18 protein-coding genes, 1 tRNA gene and 1 pseudogene are annotated in these 24,982 nt (G+C 71.1%); 8 read left to right on the forward strand and 12 right to left on the reverse strand.

From position 1 onward, the window contains the following. Positions 1-65 precede the first annotated feature (65 nt). Positions 66-1,046, reverse strand: a complete 981-nt coding sequence (locus M2157_RS09965; RefSeq protein WP_280865047.1) for a zinc-binding alcohol dehydrogenase — start codon at positions 1,044-1,046, stop codon at positions 66-68. A 120-nt stretch (positions 1,047-1,166) separates the two neighbouring features. Here M2157_RS09965 and M2157_RS09970 point away from each other — a divergent pair, with 120 nt between their 5' ends. Further along, positions 1,167-1,964, forward strand: coding sequence for a CDP-alcohol phosphatidyltransferase family protein (locus tag M2157_RS09970; protein ID WP_280861458.1), 798 nt, complete (start codon positions 1,167-1,169; stop codon positions 1,962-1,964). Positions 1,965-1,983: 19 nt separating this feature from the next. On the opposite strand, the gene M2157_RS09975 is transcribed toward M2157_RS09970, so the two are convergent. From M2157_RS09975 to M2157_RS09995, 5 genes are all read right to left on the reverse strand, one after another. Beyond that, the gene (locus tag M2157_RS09975; protein WP_280865048.1) at positions 1,984-2,433 is read right to left on the reverse strand and encodes a GNAT family N-acetyltransferase; all 450 of its coding nucleotides are present in this window, start codon (positions 2,431-2,433) and stop codon (positions 1,984-1,986) included. Between the two features lie 337 nt (positions 2,434-2,770). Next, the gene (locus tag M2157_RS09980) at positions 2,771-3,982 is read right to left on the reverse strand and encodes an MFS transporter (protein ID WP_280865049.1); all 1,212 of its coding nucleotides are present in this window, start codon (positions 3,980-3,982) and stop codon (positions 2,771-2,773) included. Beyond that, positions 3,979-5,727: an ABC transporter permease subunit gene (locus M2157_RS09985; RefSeq protein ID WP_280865050.1), complete on the reverse strand. Its 1,749-nt coding sequence runs from the start codon at positions 5,725-5,727 to the stop codon at positions 3,979-3,981. The genes M2157_RS09980 and M2157_RS09985 overlap by 4 nt, the downstream gene beginning before the upstream one ends. Positions 5,728-5,730: 3 nt before the next feature. Continuing rightward, positions 5,731-7,227: an ABC transporter substrate-binding protein gene (locus tag M2157_RS09990; protein ID WP_280865051.1), complete on the reverse strand. Its 1,497-nt coding sequence runs from the start codon at positions 7,225-7,227 to the stop codon at positions 5,731-5,733. Positions 7,228-7,234: 7 nt separating this feature from the next. Continuing rightward, positions 7,235-7,771, reverse strand: a complete 537-nt coding sequence (locus M2157_RS09995; RefSeq protein ID WP_280865052.1) for a GNAT family N-acetyltransferase — start codon at positions 7,769-7,771, stop codon at positions 7,235-7,237. Between the two features lie 138 nt (positions 7,772-7,909). Between M2157_RS09995 and M2157_RS10000 the strand changes: the two genes are divergently transcribed. Both M2157_RS10000 and M2157_RS10005 read left to right on the forward strand, forming a co-directional pair. Further along, positions 7,910-8,866, forward strand: coding sequence for an ATP-binding protein (locus tag M2157_RS10000; protein ID WP_280861464.1), 957 nt, complete (start codon positions 7,910-7,912; stop codon positions 8,864-8,866). Between the two features lie 43 nt (positions 8,867-8,909). After that, a complete protein-coding gene (locus M2157_RS10005; RefSeq protein WP_280861465.1) occupies positions 8,910-9,302 on the forward strand; it encodes an SCO5389 family protein in 393 nt (130 codons plus the stop codon). A 52-nt stretch (positions 9,303-9,354) separates the two neighbouring features. Here M2157_RS10005 and fusA read toward each other — a convergent pair whose 3' ends face one another. Together fusA and M2157_RS10015 are read right to left on the reverse strand one after the other, a co-directional pair. Then, positions 9,355-11,397 (reverse strand): elongation factor G, encoded by a 2,043-nt coding sequence (fusA, locus tag M2157_RS10010; RefSeq protein WP_280861466.1) that lies wholly within the window; start codon positions 11,395-11,397, stop codon positions 9,355-9,357. A gap of 298 nt (positions 11,398-11,695) precedes the next feature. Beyond that, positions 11,696-12,809 (reverse strand): annotated as a pseudogene (locus tag M2157_RS10015) (serine hydrolase domain-containing protein). Between the two features lie 186 nt (positions 12,810-12,995). On the opposite strand from M2157_RS10015, the gene M2157_RS10020 reads away from it, so the two are divergent. Then, the gene (locus M2157_RS10020; protein WP_280865054.1) at positions 12,996-14,258 is read left to right on the forward strand and encodes a hypothetical protein; all 1,263 of its coding nucleotides are present in this window, start codon (positions 12,996-12,998) and stop codon (positions 14,256-14,258) included. Next, on the forward strand, positions 14,255-14,551 hold the full coding sequence (locus M2157_RS10025) for a hypothetical protein (RefSeq protein ID WP_280861469.1): 297 nt from the start codon (positions 14,255-14,257) through the stop codon (positions 14,549-14,551). The genes M2157_RS10020 and M2157_RS10025 overlap by 4 nt, the downstream gene beginning before the upstream one ends. Here the strand turns inward: M2157_RS10025 and M2157_RS10030 are convergent. Further along, positions 14,499-16,958, reverse strand: a complete 2,460-nt coding sequence (locus M2157_RS10030) for a tetratricopeptide repeat protein (protein ID WP_280861470.1) — start codon at positions 16,956-16,958, stop codon at positions 14,499-14,501. The genes M2157_RS10025 and M2157_RS10030 overlap by 53 nt on opposite strands. Before the next feature lie 206 nt (positions 16,959-17,164). On the opposite strand from M2157_RS10030, the gene M2157_RS10035 reads away from it, so the two are divergent. Then, positions 17,165-20,242: a BTAD domain-containing putative transcriptional regulator gene (locus M2157_RS10035; protein ID WP_280861471.1), complete on the forward strand. Its 3,078-nt coding sequence runs from the start codon at positions 17,165-17,167 to the stop codon at positions 20,240-20,242. 297 nt (positions 20,243-20,539) lie between these two features. Further along, entirely contained in the window at positions 20,540-20,956 is a 417-nt protein-coding gene (locus tag M2157_RS10040) for a hypothetical protein (RefSeq protein ID WP_280865055.1), read from the forward strand. Positions 20,957-20,997: 41 nt separating this feature from the next. On the opposite strand, the gene M2157_RS10045 is transcribed toward M2157_RS10040, so the two are convergent. Then, positions 20,998-21,085: transfer RNA gene (locus M2157_RS10045), tRNA-Leu, on the reverse strand. A gap of 183 nt (positions 21,086-21,268) precedes the next feature. Here M2157_RS10045 and M2157_RS10050 point away from each other — a divergent pair. Beyond that, the gene (locus M2157_RS10050; protein ID WP_280861473.1) at positions 21,269-21,697 is read left to right on the forward strand and encodes a PAS domain S-box protein; all 429 of its coding nucleotides are present in this window, start codon (positions 21,269-21,271) and stop codon (positions 21,695-21,697) included. Positions 21,698-21,764: 67 nt separating this feature from the next. Here the strand turns inward: M2157_RS10050 and frc are convergent, their stop codons facing one another. Both frc and oxc read right to left on the reverse strand, forming a co-directional pair. Next, positions 21,765-23,021, reverse strand: a complete 1,257-nt coding sequence (gene frc / locus M2157_RS10055) for a formyl-CoA transferase (protein ID WP_266510199.1) — start codon at positions 23,019-23,021, stop codon at positions 21,765-21,767. Between the two features lie 47 nt (positions 23,022-23,068). After that, complete coding sequence (gene oxc / locus M2157_RS10060) at positions 23,069-24,817, reverse strand: oxalyl-CoA decarboxylase (protein ID WP_280861474.1); 1,749 nt, start codon at positions 24,815-24,817, stop codon at positions 23,069-23,071. Positions 24,818-24,982 lie beyond the last annotated feature (165 nt).

Raw genomic sequence — 24,982 nt, forward strand, 5'->3', positions numbered from 1 at the left:
GGGGATGCCGTGTAGTACGGCCCTTCGCGTCCCCTTGTTCAGCCGTCTCTCACTCTTTTCTCAGGTCAGGCGCTCTTGCCGTACCTCACGAGGTGACAGAGGGCCGGAATTTCCCCACTGGCCAGCTTCGGCATCACCCCGGGGAGTTCTTCGAACGCGCTTTCCCCCGTGATGAGGGCGTCGAGCGCCGGATCGGCGAGCAGCTTCAGCGCGAGGGCGAGCCGGTCGCCGTAGCTGCGGTTGCCGCGCGCCGGGGACACGGTGCCGACCTGGCTGCTGCGGATGACGAGCCGCCGGGAGTGGAAGGCCTCGCCGAGCGGGAGGGCGACCTTGCGGTCGCCGTACCAGCTCAGTTCGAGGACCGTGCCCTCGGCGGTGAGGAGTTCCAGGGAGCGGGCGAGGCCCTGTTCGGTGGCGCTGGCGTGGACGACGAGGTCGCAGTCGCCGAGGGCGTCCGCGGGGGACGCGAAGCCGACGCCGAGGGCCTCGGCGGTCTTGGCGCGGGCGGGGTCGGCGTCCACCAACTGGACCCGGACGCCCGGAAAGCGGGCCAGCAGCGCGGCGACCGAGCTGCCGACCATGCCGCCGCCGACCACCGCGATCCGGTCGCCGATCAGGGGGGCCGCGTCCCAGAGGGCGTTCACGGCGGTCTCGACCGTGCCGGCGAGGACGGCTCGTGCGGCGGGCACGTCGTCCGGTACGACCGTCACGGCGCTCGCGGGAACTACGTACCGCGTCTGATGCGGGTACAGACAGAAGACGGTCCTGCCCTTCACCGCGGAGGGCCCCTCCTCCACCACTCCGACGCTGAGGTAGCCGTACTTCACCGGCCCCGGGAAGTCGCCCTCCTGGAACGGTGCCCGCATGGTCGCGTACTGGCTCTCGGGCACCCCGCCGCGGAACACGAGTGTCTCCGTGCCCCTGCTGACTCCTGAGTACAGCGAGCAGACCAGCACCTCGTCCTCACGCGGGGCCGGAAGGGTGACCTCCCGTATCTCGCCCTCGCCCGGAGAGCGGAGCCAGAACGCGCGTGCGGCGGCCTTCATCGAGAACCTCCTGAACGATCGGGAACCCGGGCACGTACCTCGTCACGTACCGAGATGTGCACAGGCCGCGCACAGTACGCGGCCTTGATCGACTCTGTCATCTGGCCGGAGGAATGTGCGGTGGCCCTGAACAACACTTACGAAGCAAGGCTGGTCCAGCAGGAGACCGCTGTGGGAGCGGGTCTGCAGATCCTGTTGCTGGCCCTGCTCGGCACGGCGATAGGCATGGGGCCCGCGGGCTGGCTGACCGGCCTCGCCTTCGCCGTCGCCACCTGGGCCGTGCTCTCCAGGGCACTGCACCGCACCCGACCCCGCTCCTTCGGACCGGCCAACCGGGTGACCCTCGGCCGGGCGACCCTCGTCGGCGGAGTGACCGCGCTGGTCGCGGACTCCTTCCAGGACTCCCCGCCGGTGACGCTGTTCGTGGGCCTGACCGCGGTGGCCCTGATCCTCGACGGCGTCGACGGCAAGGTCGCCCGCGCCACGGGCACCTCGACCCCGCTGGGCGCGCGGTTCGACATGGAGGTCGACGCGTTCCTGATCCTGGTGCTCAGTGTGTACGTCTCGATGTCGCAGGGTCCGTGGGTCCTGCTGATCGGCGCCATGCGCTACGGCTTCGTCGCCGCGGCCCGCGTCTGGAACTGGCTGAACGCCCCCCTGCCGCCGAGCATGGCCCGCAAGACGGTGGCCGCGCTCCAGGGGATCCTGCTGCTCGTGGCCGCGTCCGGGTACCTGCCGTACTCGGCGACCTTCGGGGTCGTGGCCGTCGCGCTGGGGACGCTGGTCTGGTCGTTCGGCCGGGACATCCTGTGGCTGTGGCGCACGCACCGGGCGGACCAGGCGGCGGTGGGCGAGCTGCTGGAGCTGGAGTTCGTGGCGGTGGAGCGGGAGCGGGAGCCGGAGGCAATGGCCTCCTGAAGCCGTGCCGGCTCGAGGGTCAGCTCTTGAGCGGCACCCGGTACACCATCGACTCCCGCTGCCGGAACCCCTGCCGCTCGTACAGCCGGTTGGCCGCCGCCCGGTCCGGGCGGGAGGTCAGATCGACGGTACGGGCCCCGGCCTCCCGGGCCAGCCGGATGGCCTCCCGGATCAGCAGTCCGGCGATCCCCTGGCCGCGAGCCTCGTGATCGACGATCACGTCCTCGATACGGGCCCGCAGTCCCGCGGGTGCGGGGAACATGACCAGGGTGAGCGTGCCGACGACCGACCCGGTCGACGACCTGGCGATCAGCATCGTGTTGGCGTCACAGGCCAGGATGCGGTCGAGCGCCGCGAGATCGAGGGGCTCGGCCGCCGAGGACAGCTGCGGCAGCATCCGCGCGAACGCGTCGACAAGCTCCTGATCCGCCTCCCGGGCGATCTCCACCCGGATGTCCTGAGTCTCCATGGAGTGGACCCTATCGCCAGGAGCTCCACGTCACGGTAGATCGAGCGGCCACGCCGACGGAGCCGTCGGATGGGTCCCTGGCCGGGCCACCTGACCCTTCAACGGTTTCCTGACCTGGGCACCCACGTCAGGACCGACACCCGCAGAACAGCGAGGCCGACGGGAACCGGACCGCCTCGGCCCACCTGTGGAGGTCCTAGCGCCACGGCAACAACCCGATCACCGCGACCAGCACCACCGCAGCCCCAGCCACGCCACCCAACCCGACCGGTCCCCCGTCCATGTCGCAACCGACCCCCGAACAGCGAGCCCGACCCGCCTCACCCACGTCACAGGCCTACCGCCGCGGCAGCAGACCGATCGCCGCGACCGGTACCACTGCCAGCACCAGCCACGGCACCGCGGCCGGCAGGCCGGTGTCCAGCAGTGAGCCGGTGACGGAGCTGCCGATCAGGACGATCAGTCCGGAGACCGAGGACAGCGCCCCGGTGTAGAGGCCGAGTCGGCCCTCCTCGGCGAGGTCGGGGACCCAGGCACGGGCCACGGGTGCGATAAGCATCTGCCCGAAGGTGAGCAGGACGACGAACCCAGCCGAGGGCAACAAGCCCGCCGTACCGGTCCAGTCGGCGGGACGGGAGACGGCGACGACCGCGAAGCCCGCGGCGATCAGCAGCAGTCCGGCCACCATGGACCGGCGCAACGACAGTCTGGAGCCGACCCAGCGGGTGACGGGGAGCTGGGCGGTCACCACCAGCAGTGAGGACAGCGCGAACAGCCAGGCCAGCGCGGACTGCGAACCGGTCGCGCGTTCCACCTCGTCGGGGAGGGCGAGGTACAGCTGGTTGTAGGCGAGCAGGTAGGCGCCGTACGCGCAGCACAGCGCGAGGAAACGGCGGTTGCGGACCAGAATCCCCAAGCCACCCTGCAACCGCACCCGTTGCCGCCCCGGGATGTGCTGCGGCAACATCCACGCGTGCCCGGCGAGGACGAGCACGAAGACCCCGGCACCCGCCAGACACACCGTCCTGAAGTCCACCGACAGCAACAGCGCGCCGAGCAACGGCCCGACGAACGCCCCGGCCTGCCCGGCGACGGTGAACAGCGCGAGCACGCGGGTGCGTTGACCGCCCGCCTCCTCATGAATGACGGCCTGGCGGGCGACCTCGGACTCCACCGCCGGCGAGAACAGGGCAGCCGCGAACCCGATGAGCAGGACGGCCCCGATGACCGCCCCCGTCCGTTCGGCGTACCCCAGCCAGGCGAACCCCGCGATCCGCAGCACACATCCGGCGAGGACGACCGGACGGATTCCGTACCGGTCGGCGAGCGCCCCGCCCACGACGAACAGCCCCTGCTGGCTGAAGGTCCGCAGTCCCAGCACGAATCCGACCAGCCAGCCCGCCATGCCGACCGCCTGTCCCAGGTGCTCGGACAGGAACGGCAGCACGGCGAAGAAGCCGATGTTGAAGGCGAGTTGGGTCAGGATCAGCAGCCGCAGCAGCGGGGAGAGCTGGACTGGCTTCCGCAGATCGACCGGCATGGACGTCATCCGGCCCTCACCGACTCCCGGGTACGCGAGGCGGGCCACCGCACCCCGCCCGCCGAACCCACCGCCAGCGCGCCCAGCAGGGCCAGCGCGACGGCGGGGGCGATGACGGCCCAGGGGGCGCGTTCGGCGTAGGGCTGGTTCTCGGCGAGGAGCAGGCCCCACTCCGGGGCGGGCGGCTGACTACCCAGGCCGAGGAAACCGAGGGAGGCGAGGGCCAGCGCGACACCGGGCAGGCGCAGCAGGGCGTGTCGGGTGACGGGCGGCAGGATCGCGGGCAGCACTTCGTGTCGCAGGAGGTACCAGCGACTCGCGCCCAGACCTCGGGTGGCCGTCAGATGCAGGGTGGCGTGTTCCTGCCGGAGCAGCGAGGAGGTGTGCGCGGCGAGCGCCGCCCAGGAGACCGTGGCCACGGCGATCGCGGGCGTGGCGGCTCCGCTCCCGGCGACGGCGGTCACGAGCAGCGCGGCGAGCACCGGCGGTACGGCGTTGACGGTGTCGACGAGCGGCCCGGACAGCCCGGGCAGCAGGCCGAGCAGGACGCCGACGACCAGTGCGGTGACGCTGACGGCGAGGGCGGCCAGCAGGGTGTCGAGGGCGCCGTGGCCGACCCGGGCGAGCAGGTCCCGGCCGAGCGCGTCGGTGCCGAACGGGTGGGCCCAGGAAGGAGACCGGAGGCGGGCGTCGGTGTCCAGGGCGAGCGGGTCGCGGAGCAGGCCGAGCGCGACGACGGCGATCAGGAGGCCGCCGTACACGAGAGGCAGGGCGCTGCGGTCGGACCGTCGCGGCCGGTGCAGGGAGCCCGGGGCGCCGTCGCGCAGGGCCCGACCGGCCAGGCGGCGGACGGCGAGTGCCGCGAGGCCGGTGGCGGTGACGGCGAGGAGCAGGAGGGCGAGGGTGCCCGCCTGGAGTACCGGCAGGTCCTGTGCGAGGGCCGCCTGCAGGGTGGTGCGGCCGAGGCCCGGGATGTCGTAGATCTGCTCCACGGCGACGGAACCGGCCGTGAGACCCACGACGAACAGGCCCAGGTTGGGCAGCAGCGCGGGGACGCAGCGGCGGACCGCCTTGGCGGCGATGGTTCGGCCCGGCAGTCCGCGGGCCTCCGCGGCCGGCGCCCAGGGTTCGGCGAAGGCACCGGGCAGCAGGTCGTCGAGGAGGCGTCCGAGCACGGCCCCGGCGGGCAGGCCGAGGGCGAGGGCGGGCAGGACCGTCCATTGGGGGCCGTACCAGCCGAGGGCGGGCAGCCAGCCGAGTTGTACGCCGACGACGGTGGCCAGCACAGAGGCGGTGAGGAACTCGGGCAGCGCGGCGATCATCGCCGAGGCACCGCCCCCGGCCCGTCGCCCGTCGAGGCGTCGGTGCGCGCCGAGCCACAGCGTGCGGGCGCACACCAGGGCGGCGGTGGCGGCGGCGACCGCGAGCGCCATCGTGACCAGCAGCAGGGACACCCCGAGTGCCTGGACGACGCTCGGGGTGACCTCCGTGCCGTTCAGCCAGGACCGGCCGGCGTCCCCGCGGGGCAGCCCGCCGAGCCATCGGCCGAGCAGGTGCAAGGGGCCTTGGTCCAGGCCGAGTTGGGCCCTGATGTCGGCCAGTACCCGCGGCGTCGGGTCGCGGTCCGCCGAGCGGGCCTTGAGCACGGTGAGCGCCGGGTCGGTGCGGGACAGCCAGGGCAGCAGGCCGATCCCGCACACCAGGGCCGCCGCGAGCAGGAACCGCCACAGCAGGGAGGCCACTTGATGCCGCATGGATCAGCGTCGCGTTCCGGCGCCGACCAGGGTCCGCTCGTACGGGTCGAGGAGCACGCCCCGCACGTCGGTGGCGACGCCGACGATGATCCCCTGGTGGGCCAGCGGGATCACGGCGTCGGTGCCGAGGATCGCCGCTTCGGCGCGCATGGCCGCGTCCTGCCGCTCGCCGGTGTCGGCCACGGCGTCGGCCTCGGCGACCGCCCGGTCGGCCTTCTCGTCGCACAGCCGGGCGAGGTTGTAGCCGCCGCCGCAGGTGTAGTCGCTCGCGAGGACGCCGACGGGGTCGCCGGTGTCGACGAGGCTGTTGCGGGCGCCGATGAACGCGTCGAACTTCCCGGCGAGCGCGTCGCTTTCGAGCCGTGAGTACTCCCGCACCTCCAGGGTGACCTTGAACCCGGCCTTCTGGAGCTGCTGTTGGAGGACCTGGGCGACCTCGGGGAGTTCGGGCCGGTTGTCGTAGGTGGCGACGGTGACGGCTGTACGGTGCGGCTTGGCGGCGCTCGCGCGTCCGGTGGGCTGCACGCGCTTGCCCTCGGCCCAGGTCACGGCCGGTCCGTAGATGCCGGCGCCGGGATCGGCGTACCCCTCGAAGACGCCCTTGACGACGGCGGAGCTGTCGACGGCCTCGCGGGCGGCGGCGCGCAGCTTCGGGTCCCTGAAGGGGCCGGACCGGGTGTTGAGCTGCAGGCTCGTGGTGCGGGTGGTCGCGGTCTCCTCGAGGGTGGCCTTGTCGAGGGTGGCGGCCTGGGCGACGGGGATCGCCTCGGCGATGTCGACCTGGCCGGTGCGCACGGCGTTGGCGCGGGCCGTGCCGTCGGCGATGAAGCGGGCGTCGATGCCGGAGGCCTGTGCGCGGCCGCCCCAGTAGTCGTCGAAGCGGTCGAGGGCGGCGGAGGTGGCGCCGTTGACCTTGGTGAGCTCGAAGGGTCCGGTCGCGGTGCCGACCGGATCGGCGCCGTCCTGGTAGGCCTTCGGGGAGAGCACGGCGAGGCCGGGACTGGACAGGCGCAGGGGCAGTACGGGGTCGGGGTTCGTGGTGGTGATCCGTACGGCGGCGCTCCGCGCCTCGACCGTGAGGGTGACGCCGGAGAGGGCGGCCGGGGCAGGCTTGGCCTCGGTGGCGTGGGTGAGGGCGGCGGCGACCGCGGCCGGGGTGACCTCGGAACCGTCCTGGAAGGTGGCCTCGCGCAGGGTGAACAGCCAGGTGCGGTCGTTCTCGCGGCGCCAGGACTGGGCGAGCGCGGGAGCGGCGGCGCCGTTGGCGTCGAGGGCGGTCAGGCCCTCGGTGACGCCGAGGCGGCTGAGGAGGGTGGCGTCGGCACCGTACGGGGAGAGGTTCTCGGCGGGCGGGAAGGCGAGGGCGACGCGGAGGCGGGAGCCGTCGCCGGCGTCGCCTCCGGGGTCGCCGCCTTGGGAGCCTTCGGAGCCTTCGGAGGCGAAGCACGCGGTGAGGACGGGGGCGAGCAGCAGGGAGCCAAGTAGGTGACGGCGTCGCATGGTTGGCCTATCGCCCCATCGGTATCTCGAAGTGGACGACGTTGCTCGCGCCGCCCGTGGTCTCGCGTTCGTCGTGCACGACCTTGGCGATCGATCGCCAGAAGGGTTCGGCGCCCGGTACCGCCGGGTCGGTGTGCAGATACACGGAGCGGTAGCCGCCGTCGGCGGCCGCGAAGGCGAGCAACTCGTCGACCAGGCGGCGGGCGAGGCCGCGCCTGCGGTGCTCGGGGCGGACGTAGATCCGGCGCAGCTGGGCGGTCTGGCCGGAGGGGTAGCGCTCGGCCAGCTCGCGCGGGTTCGGCGGGTGGGCGGGGCCGCGGGAGTCGAGGGCGGCGGTGGCCACGACGGTCCCGTCCTCCGGGGCGAGGGCGACGAGGAGGGTGTGGCGGGACGGGTCGAGATAGGCGGCGGCCGGGTCGATGATGTCGCCGTGCCAGCGGGGCACGTACCCGGTTCTGAAGTCGCGGTAGACGGTGTCGAGCATCACGGCTCGCGCACCCTCGAGGTCGTCCGGGCTCGCGACCCTGATGCTGTAAGTACGCACTTGCACATCATATGCATTAAGCCGCCGACTTGATCGCGGGGCGCGACATGGGAGCGAGCGGGGGTGACTTGACAGTGATCAACGACACCCCATAGAACCTACCGACATGACATCCATTTTCAAAAAGATGGAGCGGTAGTGCGCATCGCGTTCGTCGGCAAGGGCGGCAGCGGCAAGACCACCCTGTCGGCGCTCTTCTCCCGCCATCTGGCCCGCTCCGGGGTACCGGTGCTGGCCGTGGACGGTGACATCAACCAGCATCTCGCCGAGGCGCTGGGCCACGACGGCGACGACCTGGGTGCCCCTCCACTGGGCACGCACGTGGCCGAGATCAAGGACTACCTGCGCGGCACCAACCCGCTCATCGCCTCCCGGGAGGCGATGATCAAGACGACCCCGCCGGGCCGCGGCTCACGTCTGCTTCGACTGCTGGGCGAGGACGAACTGCACGCCAGACACGTCCGGCGGGTGGGTGACGTTCCGCTGATGGTGACGGGCGAGTTCGAGGAGAGCGACCTGGGCGTCGCCTGCTACCACTCCAAGCTGGGCGGGGTGGAGCTGTACCTCAACCACCTGGTCGACGGTCCCGGTGAGTACGTCGTCGTCGACATGACGGCCGGCGCGGACGCCTTCGCCTCGGGCCTGTTCACCCGCTTCGACCTCACCTTCCTGGTGGCCGAACCCACCCGCAAGGGGGTCTCGGTCTACCGCCAGTACCGCGACCACGCACGGGAGTTCGGGATCCGGATCGCCGTGATCGGCAACAAGGTGACCGGCGAGGACGACCTGCTCTTCCTCAAGGAACACGTCGGCGACGACCTGTTGACCCACCTGGTCCAGTCCCCCTGGGTACGCGCGGCCGAACAGGGCCGCGCGGAAGGCGACTTGGAGTCGCTGGAACCCCACAACCGGCATGCCCTGACGATTCTGCGCGAGACCGTCGACTCCCAGCCCCGCGACTGGGCCCAGCTCCATCGCCACTCGGTCGAGTTCCACCTGCGCAACGCCCGCTCCTGGGCGAACGACGCGACCGGTCTCGACCTGGCGGCCCAGGTGGACCCGGACTTCGTACCGGGTCCGGCCTCCCTCATCTGACATCCGACCCCCACCGCACAGCAACAGACAGGAACCACAGCACATGTCTCTCGACGTCTCCCCGAAGCTCCTCGCCGAAGCCGAACAGGGCGACATCCGCGAGGAGGACTTCGTGGACACGGTCCGCACGTCCCTCCCCTACGCCTACGACCTCATCGCCGGCCTCGCCACGCAACTCAAGGGCGGAATCGCCGAGTTCACCGACAACCAGACCCCTCCTCCGTCGGAGAAGGAGCGCGGCCAGCTCCTGCGCGCCCTCGCCAGCGACGCCATCCGCGGCAGCCTGGAACGCCACTTCGGCGTGGCCCTGGCCTTCCAGAACTGCCACCGGGTGGCGGCGTTCCGCCCGGAGTCGGTGACGGGTGAGACGTACGCCCGCTTCACGTCCGTACGGTCACAGGTGCTGAATCAGTCGCCGGAGTTCAGGGACTGCTGAACCGGCCCCGGCGGGGTGTGGCCCTCCCCGACGCGGGAGGGCCACACGCTCGTCACCGCCGGGCCACCACCACCTCGGCGGGAGCCGGCGTATACCCCGTCGGCCGGGCCGTGAAGGTGCCGCGGCCCTGGGTGCGGCTGCGCAACCTTGTCGCGTAGCCGAAGAGTTCGGCCAGCGGCACGGTCGCCGTGACGACTGCCGAACCGCCGCGCGTGACCGAGCCCGAGACCCGGCCGCGGCGTGCGGCGAGGTCGCCGAGCACGGCGCCGACGGCGTCCTCGGGCACGGTGACCGTGACCTCGACGACCGGTTCCAGGAGGACCATCGCGCAGGCACGCAGGGCCTCCCGGAGGCCGAACCGGCCCGCCGTGCGGAAGGCCGTGTCCGAGGAGTCCTTCACATGGGTCGAACCGTCGGTGAGCGTGACGCGCAGCCCGGTCACCGGGTGCCCGCCGAGGGGCCCCTCGGCCAGGGCGTCCCGGCAGCCGGCCTCGACCGCGCGGACGTACTCCTGCGGGACGCGCCCGCCGACGACGGCCGAGCGGAACTCGAACCCTTCCGCCGACGGCTCCACGTCGAGCACGACATGCGCGAACTGCCCCGCCCCGCCGTCCTGTTTGACGTGCCGGAAGACCAGCCCGGACACCCCACGCCCGACCGTCTCGCGGTAACTCACCCTCGGACGGCCGACGTTGAGCGTCAGGCCGTGCTCGCGTCGCACCTTCTCCACAGCGACCTCCAGATGCAGTTCACCCATGCCCGAGAGCAGGGTCTGACCGGTCTCGGCGTCCGTGCGGACGACGAGCGACGGGTCCTCCTCGGCCAGCCGGGCGAGTGCCGAGGCCAACCGGTCGGTGTCGACGGACCGCTCCGCCTCGACGGCCACCGACACGACCGGCTCCGCCACGCCGGGCGGTTCGAGCACGAGCGGGGCGCCCGGCGCGCACAGGGTCGAGCCGGCGCGGGCCGCCTTCAGCCCGACGACGGCGACGATGTCGCCGGCGACCGCCCGTTCCAACTGGGCGTGCCGGTCTGCCTGTACGCGCAGGATCCGTCCGATGCGCTCGGTACGCCGCGCGCCCGCGTCCCACACGGTGGCTCCCTTCTCGATCGTTCCCGAGTACACGCGTACGTACGTCAGCCGTCCCGTCGGGGTGGCGTTCACCTTGAACGCCAGCGCCGCGAAGGGCGCCGCCGGGTCGCAGGGCCGCTCCTCGCCGTTCTCACCGCGTACGGCGGGCACGTCGAGCGGTGACGGCAGATACGCCACGACGGCGTCCAGCAGCGGTTCGATGCCGCGGTTGCGGTAGGCCGAGCCGCACAGGACGACCACGCCGTCGCCGCTGTGGGTGAGGTCCCGCAGGGCGGCGGTGAGGGTGCCGGCGGAGAGGGTCTCCCGGTCGCAGAACTCCTCCAGGGCAGCCGGGTGGCGTTCGGCGACCGCTTCCTCCAGCAGTCGACGTCGTCGTAGGGCTTCCTCTCGCAGACCGTCCGGCACGGGCCCCTCGTCGGCGGCGGTGGTGTCGTCCGCCCAGGTCAGGGCCCGCATCCTCAGCAGATCGACGACTCCGGTGAAGCCGTCCTCGCTGCCGATGGGCAACTGCACGACCAGCGGGGCCGGATGCAGCCGCTGCCGGATCGACTCGACGGCCGTGTCCAGGTCGGCGCCCGCGCGGTCCAGTTTGTTGACGAACGCGATCCTGGGCACGCCGTGCCGGTCCGCCTGACGCCACACCGACTCGCTCTGCGGCTCCACGCCGGCGACAGCGTCGAACACCGCGACCGCTCCGTCCAGCACCCGGAGCGAGCGCTCCACCTCGTCGGCGAAGTCGACGTGCCCCGGGGTGTCGATCAGGTTGAGGCGGTGCCCGTCCCACGCGCAGCTCACGGCCGCCGCGAAGATGGTGATCCCGCGGTCCCGCTCCTGCGGGTCGAAGTCGGTGACGGTGGTGCCGTCGTGGACCTCGCCGCGCTTGTGCGTGGTTCCGGTGGCGAAGAGGATCCGTTCGGTGACAGTGGTCTTGCCGGCGTCGACGTGGGCGAGGATGCCGAGGTTGCGGACGACGGCGAGCGGGTTGGGGTTGTTGGTGCGCACGGCCCATGGCCTTTCGGTGGTGTGATGACAGGGCTGCGCAATGGCCCGTACGACGACATGACGGCACGTCACATCAACGCACTACGGGAGTACTTGACCGTTCAGACAGTCGTCACGGGCGTCCGGTGCCGGCCGCGCAGCGGGCACCGGAGGGTCGGGGACACGAGGATCACGTCGTACGACGTCCGGGGAACGGCGACAGCTGTGCGCACGCACATGGCCGTACTCCCCTCACTCGTCTTCCCTGGTCATGGCGAGTGTAGGGAGCCGGCCGGGTCCGCGCACGGGGTTTTCCGTGTTAGCGCTGAAGCCCCTGGAGTCCGTCGTAGGCGGACATGACGAGGTCCAACCCCCGGGTGTCCTCGGCGGGTTCACGCATCTGGTTCGTGGCGTACGCCACCACCGTGCGGGCGTCGGGGTCGATCATGACCAGGGAACCGCCCCAGCCGCCCCAGCCGAAGGTGTTGCCGAAGAGGCCGTAGCCCAGGCCGTAGCGCTGTGCCATGCCGATCACGCGGTCCTCGCCGCTGAACTGCTCCTGCCGGGCCCGCTCGGCGCCCGCTGCCGACAGCAGCCGTACGCCCCGGACCGTGCCTTCGCAGGCGAGCGCGGACTGGACGAGCGCGATGGAACGGGCGTTGCCGAACCCGCTGGCGGCGGGGATCTGGGCGCGTCGCCACGCCACGCTGTTGCCGTCCCGGACGCGCAGGGCGGTCCCGCTGGAGGGTGTCGCGTCGGGACCCGGGGCGGCGGCGCCCGCGGTGTAGTCCTCGTCCCGGCCGGGCGGGGGGACCGTGAGGGCGACGCGGTGATCGTGTTCGGCGGAGAGACCGATGTGGAAGTCCGCGTCGAGGGGGCCCCGTCACCTCCTCGGCCAGGAACTCACCCACGGTACGGCCGGTGATCCGGCGCAGGACCTCACCGACGAGGAACCCCTGGGTGAGCGAGTGGTATCCGGCCGCGGTGCCCGGCTCCCAGAGCAGCGGCTGGGCGGCGAGCCGTGCGGTGGCGGCCGGCCAGTCGTAGAGCTCCTCGACCGGGCCCTCCCAGTGGGGCAGTCCCGCGGTGTGCGACAGCAGGTGCCGTACCAGCACCTTCTCCTTGCCGGCGGCGGCGAACTCCGGCCAGTACCGGGCGACCGGGGCGTCCACGTCGAGCTCGCCGCGGTCGGCGAGGATCAGGGCGCACAGTGCCGTCATCGTCTTGGTCGTGGAGAAGACGTTGGTGATCGTGTCCCGCTCCCACGGTGCCGTCCGGTCGGCGTCGGCGTGGCCGGCCCAGACGTCCACCACCGGTTCACCGCCCACGAAGACGGCCACGGATCCTCCGACATCCCCCTCCTCCAGCAGCGCTGCCAGCTTGTTGGGGACGGCGGAGAACAGATCGTCGTATGTGCCCTGGATGTCGGCCATGCCGTGTATTGAGCGCCCGGCGGACGAGCCGGGTCAACCGGATTTCGCCGTCGTCCCGCCCCGGACGGACCCTCACCAGGGCTGCAAGGATTCTTCAAGGTGATGGCAAGGCTTCCGACGCAGCGCGGGGGCACCCCCGCACCGAAACGATCCGCGATCCGCGATCACTCGACAACGGGGGCACCGATGATGCACGACACCACGAACACACCGAGAACCGCCGCGGTCGCAGTCGGGGACGACAGGGGCCAGTGGCTGACGCTGCCCGGCTGTAAGCGTGTCCTGGTCGTGGTCCACACCGAGGTGTACGGCCGGCGGTTGGGGGACCTGCTACCTCTGCTCACCTCCGACCTGCGCCTGCAGGTGTACTTCACCATCGCGCCGCACGCGTTCAACGCGGGTGCCGCCCGTGCCGTCCCCGGGCCCCTGCCCGACGGCAGCGTGCTGCCCTGGGAGCAGGCGCTCCGTATGCGGTTCGACCTGGTGCTGGCCGCGGGTTCCCAGGGGGTGCACGGATTGCGCGGCCCGCTGTTGCGGCTGCCGCACGGGGCGGGCCACATGAAGCTGTCGCGGCTCGCCGACGGCCGCGATCCGGGAGCGGCACGTACCGTGGGCGGGCTGGGCAGGCGCTATCTCGTGCGTGACGGGCGAGTGGTCCCCCGGGCGCTGGCGCTGGCCCACCACGACGACCTGGCCAGGCTGCGTCGCTGCTGCCCGGAGGCACTGCCCGTCGCCGAGGTGGTCGGCGACGCGACGTACGACCGGATCGTCACGAGCCTGCCGCTGCGCCCTCGGTACCGGGCCGCGTTGGGTGTGCGGCGCGGACAGAAGCTGGTGGTGGTCTCCTCCACCTGGGGCACCGGGTCGGCCTTCAACCGGCTCGACGCCCTGTTGCCCAGGCTGCTCACCGAACTCCCGGCGGCGGAGTACCGGATCGCCGTCCTGGTACACCCCAACGTCTGGTCCTGGCACGGCATCTGGCAGGTGCGGTCCTGGCTGGCGACGGCCGAACGGCGGGGCATCGCGGTCGTACCGCCCGACACGGACTGGCGTTCCTTGATCATCGCCGCGGACTGGGTTCTGGGCGACCACGGATCCGTGACGCTCTATTCGACCCTCACCCAGGCGGCGGTCCTGCTCGCGCGGTTTCCCGCCGACGACGTCGACCCGGCCTCGCCCTGTGCCGAACTGGCCGCATTGGCACCGGCGTTGACTCCGTCCGACGCGCTGCCCGAACAGCTCGCGTACGCCCGTACCGCTCGTCCGGCCACGGGGTACGACCGGATCGCGCGCCGCATCTCCTCGGAGCCCGGACGCGCAGGGCGCAACACCCGTCGGCTCATGTACCGGCTGCTCGGACTGGGCGAGCCGGCCCGCGAGCCGTCGCTGCCCGTGGTCCCGCTCCCGGCGGCACTGTGGGACACGGGCCGGAACCAGGTGCCGGCGTGAACGACCTGCTCGCCGTCTCCCTGGACGGTGGTGTGGCCGAGGTGTGGCGCGAGTGCGCCGACGTGCTGTACGGCACCCGGCCCCTGCCCGTCGCGGCGGCGCTGCGGCTGTCCACGCTGACGCTGTGCCGCTATCCGGGCGCCGTCCTGGTGCTGGTCCCCCGGCTTGGCGGCGGGTTCCTCGCCCTGGCCCGAGACGCCCCCGGGCAGGCGGCGACGCCCGCTGGGCCGGAGCCCGGGCTCAGCCAAGGGCACGCAGGCGCCTCTCCAGCCGGTCCCGGTCCCTGTCGCTGACCGGCAGGTAGCGGGCCAGGGACTGGGCGTACCAGTCCCTGGCCCGCTCGACGTCTCCCCGCTCCTCGGCCGCCTCGCCCAGCATCTCCAGCACATGCCCCTGCCAGTGCACCGAGCCGGTCTCCTCGAACTCGGCGAGGGCCCGCAGGAGCGTGCGGTCGGCGGCCTCGTGCCGGGTGCCATCGCGGCGGGCGAGCGCCCGGCCGAGCAGAGCCAAGGCTCGGGCGGCGTCGTAGTGATCGCTCAGCTCCGTCAACTCGGTGCGGGCGCATTCGAGTTGTCGTACGGCTTCGTCGGGCCGGCCGGCCGCCAGGGCCGTGTCGCCGAGGCTGAGCCGGGTCAGGGCGGCGCCCCGCTGGTAGCCGATCTCCTCCCGCAGGGCCAGGGCCCGGGTGAAGTGGGTGCCCGCCTCGGCCAGCCGCCCGGCGAGGCGGTAGGTCTGACCCAGTCCGTGGAGCGCCTGGGCCTCATTGCGGCGGGCCGCCTCCAGCGTCTCGCCCTCGGAGCGGTGGGCCACCTCCTCACGTGCCAGCTCCCGTGCCTGCCGGAACCATGACAGGGCCTCCTCGAGACGGCCCACGTTGCGCAGGCCGGTGCCGCCCGAGGTCAGCATGCGGCTGATGCCGTCCCGGTCATCCGCGCGACGGGCCGCCGCGAGGCCGATCTCGTGCGCCTCGATCCAGAGCTCATAGGGGCGCAGACGCAGACACAGCGGCCACATCGCGTCGGCGAGTTGCCAGGCGGAGGAATGCCAGCCGCGGTCGGCGGCGGTGCGCAGGACGGCCATCAGGTGATCGCGTTCCGCGTCGAGCCAGCGCAGCGCACCGGGGGCGTCGGTGAACGGCGGGGGAACCGGCCGACCGGCGTAATCACGGCTCAGGCTGCGGTGGCTGGGGGTCAGCAGGGTCTCGGCGGCCGTGGCGGCCGACAGATAGAAGTCGACGACCCTGCGCAGGGCACCGCAGACGTCCCTCTCCGTCTCGGCCTCATCCGCGCACTCCCGGGCGTGCGCCCGAAGCAGGTCATGGAAACGGTAACGGTCGAGCCTGGTCCGTGGATCCGGTCCGAGGTCCTCCACCAGGTTCGCCTCCGCGAGTTCGTCCAGAAAACGGTCTGCTTCGTCGGGCCCCGTGCCACAGACGGCTGCCGCGACAGGAGGCGTGAACACGGTGAACGGCAGGAGGCTCAAGCGGCGGTAGGCGGTGGCCGGTTCCGGAGCGAGAACCCGGTACGACTCCTGGAGGGCGGCGCGCACGGCGGACTCGCGTCCCACTCGGAGCGCGTCCAGCGGGCCGGTTCCCTCTGCGTCGCTCAGCGCCCTCGCCATCGCCGCCAGTGGCTGATGTGGCCGAGCCGCCAGGCGGGCGCCCGCCACGCACACGGCGAGCGGCAGGTTCGCACAGGCACGCGCCATGGCCCGCGCGGCCTCGGGTTCCCGGCGTACCCGCTCCGCGCCGAGTCTGCGGCTGAGCAGTTCCACGGCGTCCCGGGTCGCCAGAACGCTCAGGGGGACGAAGGCGGCGCCCTCCAGTCCGAGGCCGGTCAGCCGGTTCCGGCTGGTCACCGCGGTGACGGCCGAGACCGAACCGGGCAACAGGGGACGCACCTGGGCGGCGCTGAGGGCGTTGTCGAGGAGGAGGGCGATCCGGGCGTCGGCGGTGACCGAACGCCACAGCGCGGCCCGTTCGTTCAGCTCCGCGGGTACCTCCGTGCGACCGAGGGAACGCAGGAGTTGCCCGAGCAGTTCGCCGGGGCGGGCGGGGCCGTCGGGCGAGTGGCCACGCAGGTCGGCGTACAGCTGTCCGTCGGGGAAGGAGTCGGCCCGCGCCAGCAGCCAGCGTCTGGCCAGGGTGGTCTTCCCGACGCCCGCGGGCCCGCTGACGACGGCGACCACGGGGCTGTCGCGTGCGGTGCTTACCAGACGGTCCAGTCGAGCCAGTTCGTCGTGCCGGTTGGTGAAGTGGCCGGGCACCGGAGCGAGTTGTCGTGGCAGCACATCAGCTGCTGCGGCCGGAGGGCGGGGCGCCGGATGGAAGTGCACCCCGCCGGTGATGTCGCGCGCCTGGACCACCGGGCCGCTCACCGTGGCCGACGCGCCGACGGTGTTGGCCACATCGTCGTGCCGGTCGACGGTTCCGGCACCAAGAGCAGCCTTGACCCAGCCGGCCAACCCGTCGGTGAAGCCGGGCCGAAGGCCCGCCTCTCGCACCAGCAGGTCCGCCAACTCCCGCACATGCGCTCCGGCCCGGGGGCCCGAGGCGTACTGGCCGATCCGGTCCAGGACCGAGTCGGCGAGCGCGGGCGGTAACCCTTCCTCCACGAGCCGGACGAGCGCCCGCCGCACCTCGGGGCGGCGAAGAGCCATCGCCAGAGCGGCCGGCAATTCCGCGGCCGTCACCTCGTCCATGCGCGACTTTCCCCCTCGGTCCGGCGCCGGTGACCCGCGTCCTACCCGTCACGTCCTTGAACCAGACCAATCAAGTCCAGTTAGCGGCCTGATCGGAAAGAATTGGCCAATATTAAGTCCAACTAGATTTCACATTTGAACAGTTATTGACCACATGCGACTCTTGCTTTCACCGAGCACAGGCCGGCCGTTGGACGGAGGCACTGGTGGAGTGGGAGATTCGCGTACTCGGGCCGGTTCAACTGCGCGGAGCCGGACACGTCGATGCACTCGGCTCGGCCAAGGAACGCCTGCTCCTCGCAGCCCTCGCATACAACGTGGGCCGACCGGTCTCCCTCGACACCCTGGTCCACCGGCTGTGGGACGACGCCCCGCCCGGTCGGCCGGGCGCGAGCCTGCACGCCTACGTCGCCCGGATCCGTCGCCGCCTGCGCCTCATCGGCGCCGGTGAACGACTCGTCCAACAGGCCCACACCTACACGCTCGAACTCGACGCCGACCGCGTGGACTGCCACCGCTTCCAGAGCCTGACCGCCCAGGCCCGCTCGCTGAGCGACGGCGGCAACGACACCGAGGCACTCCGGCTCCTGGCCGAGGCGGAGGAGCTCTGGCGCGGAGAGCCCCTGGCAGGACTGCCCGGACAGTGGGCGGAGCACATCCGCGGCCTGCTCACGGAGCGACGGCTGCCGACACAGCTGATCCGCACCGCCGCCGAACTGCGCAACGGTCACTTCGCTGACCTCGTACCCGACCTCACCGCCCTCCTTGCGGAGCGCCCCACCGACGAGCTGGTCGCCGGCCGGCTCATGACCGCCTCCTACGGCTGCGGGCGCCAGGCGGACGCACTGCGCGTCTACGACTCCGTACGGCGCCGTCTGCGTGAGGACCTCGGCGCGGATCCCGGCGAGGAACTGGCCCGATTACAGAGGCTCATCCTCGACGGCGCCCCCGTCCAGGCCCTGCTCCCCCGCGCGGAATCCGCGGTGTCCGCCCCGCAGACGCTGCCCGGCCATGGCGAACTGGTCGGCAGGGAGGAGGAGTTGGCCACCATCCTGCGCAACGCCACCGCGGGCTCGGCGGCGTCGGTCATCGCGCTCCAGAGTGTGTCGGGCATGGCCGGGGTGGGCAAGACCTTGATCGCGTTGCATGCCGCCAGGCGCTTGGCGCCGCACTTTCCGGACGGTGCCGTCCATCTCGACCTGGGCACTCACGCCTTCGAGTCGTCCCCGCTCACTCCTGAGGCCGCGCTCACCGCACTGATCCGCGCCTTCGGGGTCCCCGCGTCCGCTCTCCCCCACGACCGGGAGGGCCTCGTGGGACTGTGGCGCAGCCTGCTCGCCAACCGCCGCGCCGTCGTCGTCCTCGACGACGTCGCCGGCCCCGAACAGCTCCGCCCCCTCCTGCCGGGTGCCTCACGGTCCCTGATCATCGTGACCAGCCGCCGCAGGCTCACGGGCCTGCCCGGCATCCGCTCGATCCAGCTGGACGTGCTTCCGCCGCGGGACGCCATCGCCCTGTTCCGGACCGTGGCGGGAGAAGAGCGCACCCACCGGCACAACGAGGTGGCGGACATCGTCCGCCTGGCCGGCCATCTGCCCCTGGCCGTGGAGCTCGCCGCGGGCCGGCTGGCCTCCCGTCCCTCCTGGACGACGGCCCACCTCCTGCGCAGACTCACGCATGGACAGGGCCGGCTGAAGGAAATCCGCGACGGCACCCGAGGAGAGATCGGCCGGGCTTTCGACGTCTCGTACCGCACACTCAAGATCGAAGAACAAACAGTTTTCCGATTCCTGGGACTGCGGTTCGGAGCCGATATCGACGTGTACGGCGTGGCGGCCCTGGCCGGTCTTCCGGTGACCGCCGCGGAGGACGCCCTGGAAGGCCTTCTTGACGCGCATCTAATCAGGGAACCCGCGCCCGAACGTTTCGCCTTGCATGATCTCCTCGGCGAATACGCGCGCGCCCTCACCCTGTCCGAAGATCCGAAACCGGCACGCGACCGGGCGGTCGCCCGACTGATCGATTTCTATGTACAGGCATCCGATGCGGCGGACCGGATGATCTACCCACGGCGTCTGCGACTGGACCGTCCCCTCACCTCCTCTCCGTATCAACTCCCTTCATGGGAAGATCCCTTGACGGCTCGAAGGTGGCTCGCTGCGGAGTGCTCCGCGCTGCTGGCCGCCGAACGTCACTGCCGTGCGGGCGGGCGCGCGGAACCGGCCGCACTGCTCGCGAGCGCACTGGCCGCCTTCCTCGACGACGAGGGCCACTCCGCCGACGCCCAGCGCGTCCACGCCGGCGCGGTCGAGTACTGGCAGGGCACCGGGGCACGGCACCGAGCCGTCCACGCGTCGATCGACCTTGGCAACAGCCTGTCCCAGGGGGGCCGCTACGAGGAGGCGCACACCGCTCTGCGCCGGGCGCTCGTTGACGCCCGGGAACTCGGTGCGGCCGAAGCGGAGGCCGAGGCCCTCCACCGGCTCGGCGTACTGCACTGGAATCTCGGTCGGCTTTCCGAGGCGCTCGAATTCCAGCGGGAGACCCTGCGCAAACGGCTCTTGTCAGGCGATCCGTGGCAGTTGGGCCGCGCACGGAACAACCTCGGAATAACCAACTTGTATCTGGGGAATTTCGAGGAGTCCCGACAATATTTCGACACGGCGCTCACCGACTTCCAGAGCGCCGGCGACAGGCGTGAGTACGCGCATGTCCTCAATAATCTCTCGGACCTTTTTCTCCGCACGGGCGACCCACAGCGTGCACGCCATCTGCTCGAGAACGCCCTTGAAGTGCTCAGGGAAACGGGGGTCCCCTCGGAGCGGGCCATTACCCAGGTGAATCTGGCAAGCACGATGAAATCACCCGACGACCTGACCCTCATGCTGGACCTCTTCAACGATTCCCTCGCGACCTTCCGTAGGTCCGGCGACCGTCGCAACGCCTCGGAGACCCTGCACGCCATGGGCAAGGCCCTGTACACGGCAGGGCACTTCGGGGAGGCGACCACCCGCCAGCAGCACGCTCTTGACCTTGCCAGAAGCGTGGGTGCCGCCCACGAGGAGGGGCAGGCGCTCCACGCTCTGGGGCTCGCCGAACACCGGCTCGGCCGCCATGCCTCGGCCGTCGCACACCTCACCGAGGCCGTCGAGGTCGCCGACCGCGTGGGGGCGGCACACGAAGCGGCACGAGCGCGGGAAAGCCTGCTCTCGGTACAGGCCGCCTATCAGACGGAGGACTCACCGAACAGTCCTTCGCGGGAGAAAGCCTCGCGATTTGCGTGATCGACTGCGAAGGATGTATTCACGTTCCTGCAAGGCAGGCAGAACAGCCTGCCTACTGACCAGTAATTGGAGCAGGAAGAAGAATGCCCCAAAGCAAGACCATGAAGTTCGCCCTCCGTGGCGCGGCCGCAGCCCTCATTGCCTTCTCCGCCTTCGCGCTCGTCACGAATATCTGCATCCCTTCGAGCGCAACTGCCGCGACCTCTCGCGCCTGAGCAAGTTTGGGTGCGGCGACGAAAGCGCTTTCTGTCGCCGCACCATCCCCTGCTCCACCTTTCCAGGACAAGGAGTGCGCCCATGGATCCCGTATCGGTGGCCCTGCTCGCAGCGTGGGCCGGAGGACTCGGCGGAGAGGCCGGGCGACAGGCATGGGACGGTCTGGTCACGCTGGTGCGGCGCCCGTTCCGTCACGGCGGAACGGAGTCGGACGCCGAAGAGGCGCCCTCGGTGAGTTCGGGCGAGTCCGAACTGGTCGCCCTCGCGCGGACACCGGAGGACGGCGCACGAGCGCATGCGCTGAGTACCGCGCTGGCCGTCAGGGCGGCACTGGACGCCGACTTCCGCCGCGGCCTGGAGGACTGGTGGGAGCAGGCCCGGCGAACGGCCGACACGGGCGTGAGCAACCACATCAGCGGCGGGACGTTCCACGCGCCCGTCATTCAGGCGCGCGACATCTCCGGCGGCTCGTTCCAGGGCTCGCCGCCCGCGCCGTAGCCGGGCAACGCGAAAGACCCCACATCACGTGGGGTCTTCACTGGTGTCCGAGGGGGGACTTGAACCCCCACGCCCGATAAAGGGCACTAGCACCTCAAGCTAGCGCGTCTGCCATTCCGCCACCCGGACCAGGTGTCTGCCGCCTTGACGGAGGTGTTCCGCGCGGCGACATGGACAACAATACCAAGCTTTCGGAGTGCCCTTCACCTGCATATCCGCCCTCCTGGCGAACCTCCGGGAGCTTCGCCCGGGTCCGTGACGACAGTATTCTGTATACTGTTGGCCACCAAATGGCCCCTGCTCGGAGGCGACATGGCAGATCTGGATTCCGCGGTGGTGCTCGGCATGGCAGACCAGGCACCCGACGGCATAGTGATCATCGACAGCGAAGGGCTGATCCGCTACTGGAACCGGGGCGCGGAGCGCATCTTCGGATTTCCGGCGGCCGACGTGGCCGGTCGGAGCCTGGACGTCATCATTCCCGAGAGGCACCGCAAGCGGCACCAGGACGGGTTCGAGGCGGCCATCGCGCGGGGGTACAGCAAGTACGGGGACGCGGATCTGCTGAACGTCCCCGCGCTGGCCGCGGACGGTCGCAAGCTGTCCATCGAGTTCAGCGTGGTGCTGCTGCCGGGCCCCGACGGCAGCACCTACTGCGGCGCGGTCATCCGGGACGTCACCGCGCGACGCGAGCGCGAGCGGGAGCTGATGCGGCGCCGGGCCGAGACGACGACGGTCTGAGCCCCGCCGGACAGCGTGGAAGCGGCCGTGACCTTCGGGTCACGGCCGCTTCCACGTCGGCGCTGCGTCAGACGATGACCCCGCTCTCCTTCAGGCGGCCGATGGTCTCCTCGTCGTAGCCCAGCTCCACCAGGACCTCGGAGCTGTGCTCGCCCAGCAGCGGGGCGCCGACGACCTCCGGCTTGAAGGAGGAGAACTTCACCGGGCTGCCGACGGTCAGATAGGTGCCGCGGCCCTTCTGCTCGACCTCGACGACCGTGCCGCTGTTGCGCAGGTCCTCGTCGTAGGCGATCTCCTTCATGCTCATCACCGGGGCGCAGGGCACCTCCCACTCCCGCAGGATGTCCACCGCCTCGTACTTGGTCTTGTCCGCGAGCCACTTCTCGATCTCCTCGAAGATCTCGAAGATGTGCGACTGGCGGGCCCGCGCGGTGGCGTACTCCGGGTCCTCGGCCCACTCGGGGTGGCCGATCACCTCGGCGGTGCGCTTCCAGTTCTGCTCCTGGACCGTGAAGTAGATGTACGCGTTCGGGTCGGTCTCCCAGCCCTTGCACTTGAGGACCCAGCCGGGCTGGCCGCCGCCGCCCGCGTTGCCGCCGCGCGGCACCACGTCGGTGAACTCGCCGTTCGGGTACTGCGGGTACTCCTCCAGGTAGCCGACCCGCTCCAGGCGCTGCTGGTCGCGCAGCTTGACGCGGCAGAGGTTGAGCACGGCGTCCTGCATGGAGACGGAGACCTTCTGGCCGCGGCCGGTCCTGCCGCGGTCGATGATCGCGGTGAGGATGCCGATCGCCAGGTGCATACCGGTGTTGGTGTCGCCGATGGCGGCGCCGGAGATGGTGGGAGGGCCGTCCCAGAAGCCGGTGGTGGAGGCGGCACCGCCCGCGCACTGGGCGACGTTCTCGTAGACCTTGAGGTCGTTCCACGACGACTGGTCGTTGAAGCCCTTCACCGAGCCGAAGATCAGGCGCGGGTTGAGCTCCTGGATGCGCTCCCAGGTGAAGCCCATGCGGTCCAGGGCGCCCGGGGCGAAGTTCTCCACCAGGACGTCGGCGTCCGCGATGAGCTTCTCCAGGACCTCCTTGCCCTCGGCGGTCTTGGTGTTGATCGCGAGGGAGCGCTTGTTGCTGTTGAGCATCGTGAAGTAGAGCGCGTCCAGGTCCTCGATGTCCCTGAGCTGACGGCGCGTCACGTCACCGCCGTTGGGACGCTCCACCTTCAGGACGTCGGCGCCGAACCAGGCGAGCATCTGCGTGCAGGCGGGACCGGCCTGGACCCCGGTGAAGTCGATCACCTTGATTCCGGCGAGCGGCTTTTCACTCATGTGTGCTTCCTTTTCGTGAAGTTGCGCGGTCTACGAGGTCTAGGCGGTCACTTCTTCGCCGGCGTGATGTTGCCGACGGTGATGCCCTTGGGGTTGAGGTGCGAGATGTGGCCGCTCTCGGTGCCGGCCGAGGGGTCGATCACGCAGTCGATGAGCGCCGGGCCGCCGGAGGCGAGGGCCTCGGTGAGGGCGGCGGTGACCTCGGCGGGGGTGGTGGCCCGGTAGCCCTTGCCGCCGAACGCCTCGATGAGAAGGTCGTGGCGGGCCGCCGACATGAGGGTCGTGGGCGAGGGCGCGTCGTCGTACGGGTTGGTGTCGTCGCCGCGGTAGACACCGCCGTTGTTCATGATCACGGTGACGACGGGCAGCTTGTAGCGGCAGATCGTCTCGATCTCGATGCCGCTGAACCCGAAGGCGCTGTCACCCTCGATGGCCACGACCGGGGCGCCGCTCTCGACGGCGGCGGCGATCGCGTAGCCCATGCCGATGCCCATGACGCCCCAGGTGCCGCTGTCGAGGCGGTGGCGCGGCACGTGCATGTCGATGACGTTGCGCGCGATGTCCAGGGCGTTGGCGCCCTCGTTGACGATGTACGTCTCCGGGTGCGCGTGCACGACGTCGCGTACGGCCTTCAGGGCGCCCATGAACTGCATCGGGTGCGGGTCGGCCTCCAGGCGCTTGGCCATCTTGGCCACGTTCTGCGCCGAACGCGCCCCGAGCTCCTCGCGCCAGGCCGAAGGGGCCGTGATCTGGCCGGGCTTGGTACGTTCGGCGAGCGCGTCGAGCACCGACTCGATGTCACCGACGAGCGGCGCGGAGATGGGCTGGTTGCTGTCCATCTCCTTGGGGTCGATGTCGATCTGGACGAACTTGGCGTCGGGGTTCCATCCCGCCTGGCCATGGCCAAGCAGCCAGTTGAGGCGGGCGCCGATCAGCATCACGACGTCGGCCTTCTTCAGCGCCAGGGAACGGGCGGTGGCCGCCGACTGGGGGTGATCGTCCGGCAGCAGCCCCTTCGCCATCGACATCGGTACGTACGGAATGCCGGTCGACTCGATGAACTGCCGCACCTTCGCGTCGGCTTGGGCGTACGCGGCCCCCTTGCCCAGCACCACCAGCGGGCGCTCCGCGGAGGCGAGGAGCTCGATCGCCCGGTCCACGGCCTCCGGCGCGGGCAGTTGGCGCGGCGCGGGGTCGACGAGACGGCTAAGCGTCCTGTCTCCCTCCGCTTTGGGCATGATGGCGCCGAGCACCGCGGCGGGGATGTCGAGATAGACACCGCCGGGGCGCCCGGAGATCGCGGTGCGCAGGGCGCGGGCGATGCCGCGGCCGATGTCCTCCACCCGGCTGACCCGGTAGGCGGCCTTCACGAAGGGCTGCGCGGCGGCGAGTTGGTCCATCTCCTCGTAGTCGCCCTGTTTGAGGTCGACGAGGTGGCGCTCGCTGGAACCGGAGATCTGGACCATCGGGAAGCAGTTGGTGGTCGCGTTCGCCAGGGCGACCAGGCCGTTGAGGAAGCCCGGGGCCGAGACCGTGAGGGCGACGCCGGGTTTCTTGTTGAGGTAGCCGGCGATGGCGGCCGCGTGTCCGGCGTTGCTCTCGTGGCGGAAGCCGATGTAGCGGATGCCCTGCGCCTGGGCGAGACGGGCCAGGTCGGTGATCGGGATGCCGACCACCCCGTAGATGGTGTCTACGTCGTTCATCCTGAGCGCGTCGACGACCAGGTGGTACCCGTCGGTGAGCTCGGTCGGAACGTCGGCTGCTGCCGCGGTCTCCAGTGTCGAGGGGGCGGTCATGGTCCGAGGTCCTCCTTGGGCAGGTCCTGCCGGAGCGGCTACTTCTCTCACCATCCGCAGCGCGCTCGTCCGCGTCCAAGACCCATCGGCGACCAGCCGATAAACGGCGTTTATCGAGGGCTGGTCACAGGCCCGGAAACTCCCTTGATAGACAGCTGCTATCGG

It is taken from the genome of Streptomyces sp. SAI-127, from assembly GCF_029894425.1.
Classification (GTDB): Bacteria; Actinomycetota; Actinomycetes; order Streptomycetales; family Streptomycetaceae; genus Streptomyces.

Coding starts and splice junctions, on each gene's coding strand:
- M2157_RS09990 (WP_280865051.1), bottom strand. CDS start 7,227: ATGCGACGCCGTCACCTACTTGGCTCCCTGCTGCTCGCCCCCGTCCTC.
- M2157_RS10050 (WP_280861473.1), top strand. CDS start 21,269: ATGGCAGATCTGGATTCCGCGGTGGTGCTCGGCATGGCAGACCAGGCA.
- M2157_RS10040 (WP_280865055.1), top strand. CDS start 20,540: ATGGATCCCGTATCGGTGGCCCTGCTCGCAGCGTGGGCCGGAGGACTC.
- M2157_RS09975 (WP_280865048.1), bottom strand. CDS start 2,433: ATGGAGACTCAGGACATCCGGGTGGAGATCGCCCGGGAGGCGGATCAG.
- M2157_RS10005 (WP_280861465.1), top strand. CDS start 8,910: ATGTCTCTCGACGTCTCCCCGAAGCTCCTCGCCGAAGCCGAACAGGGC.
- frc (WP_266510199.1), bottom strand. CDS start 23,021: ATGAGTGAAAAGCCGCTCGCCGGAATCAAGGTGATCGACTTCACCGGG.
- oxc (WP_280861474.1), bottom strand. CDS start 24,817: ATGACCGCCCCCTCGACACTGGAGACCGCGGCAGCAGCCGACGTTCCG.
- M2157_RS09965 (WP_280865047.1), bottom strand. CDS start 1,046: ATGAAGGCCGCCGCACGCGCGTTCTGGCTCCGCTCTCCGGGCGAGGGC.
- M2157_RS10030 (WP_280861470.1), bottom strand. CDS start 16,958: ATGGACGAGGTGACGGCCGCGGAATTGCCGGCCGCTCTGGCGATGGCT.
- M2157_RS10020 (WP_280865054.1), top strand. CDS start 12,996: ATGATGCACGACACCACGAACACACCGAGAACCGCCGCGGTCGCAGTC.
- M2157_RS09980 (WP_280865049.1), bottom strand. CDS start 3,982: ATGACGTCCATGCCGGTCGATCTGCGGAAGCCAGTCCAGCTCTCCCCG.
- M2157_RS09985 (WP_280865050.1), bottom strand. CDS start 5,727: ATGCGGCATCAAGTGGCCTCCCTGCTGTGGCGGTTCCTGCTCGCGGCG.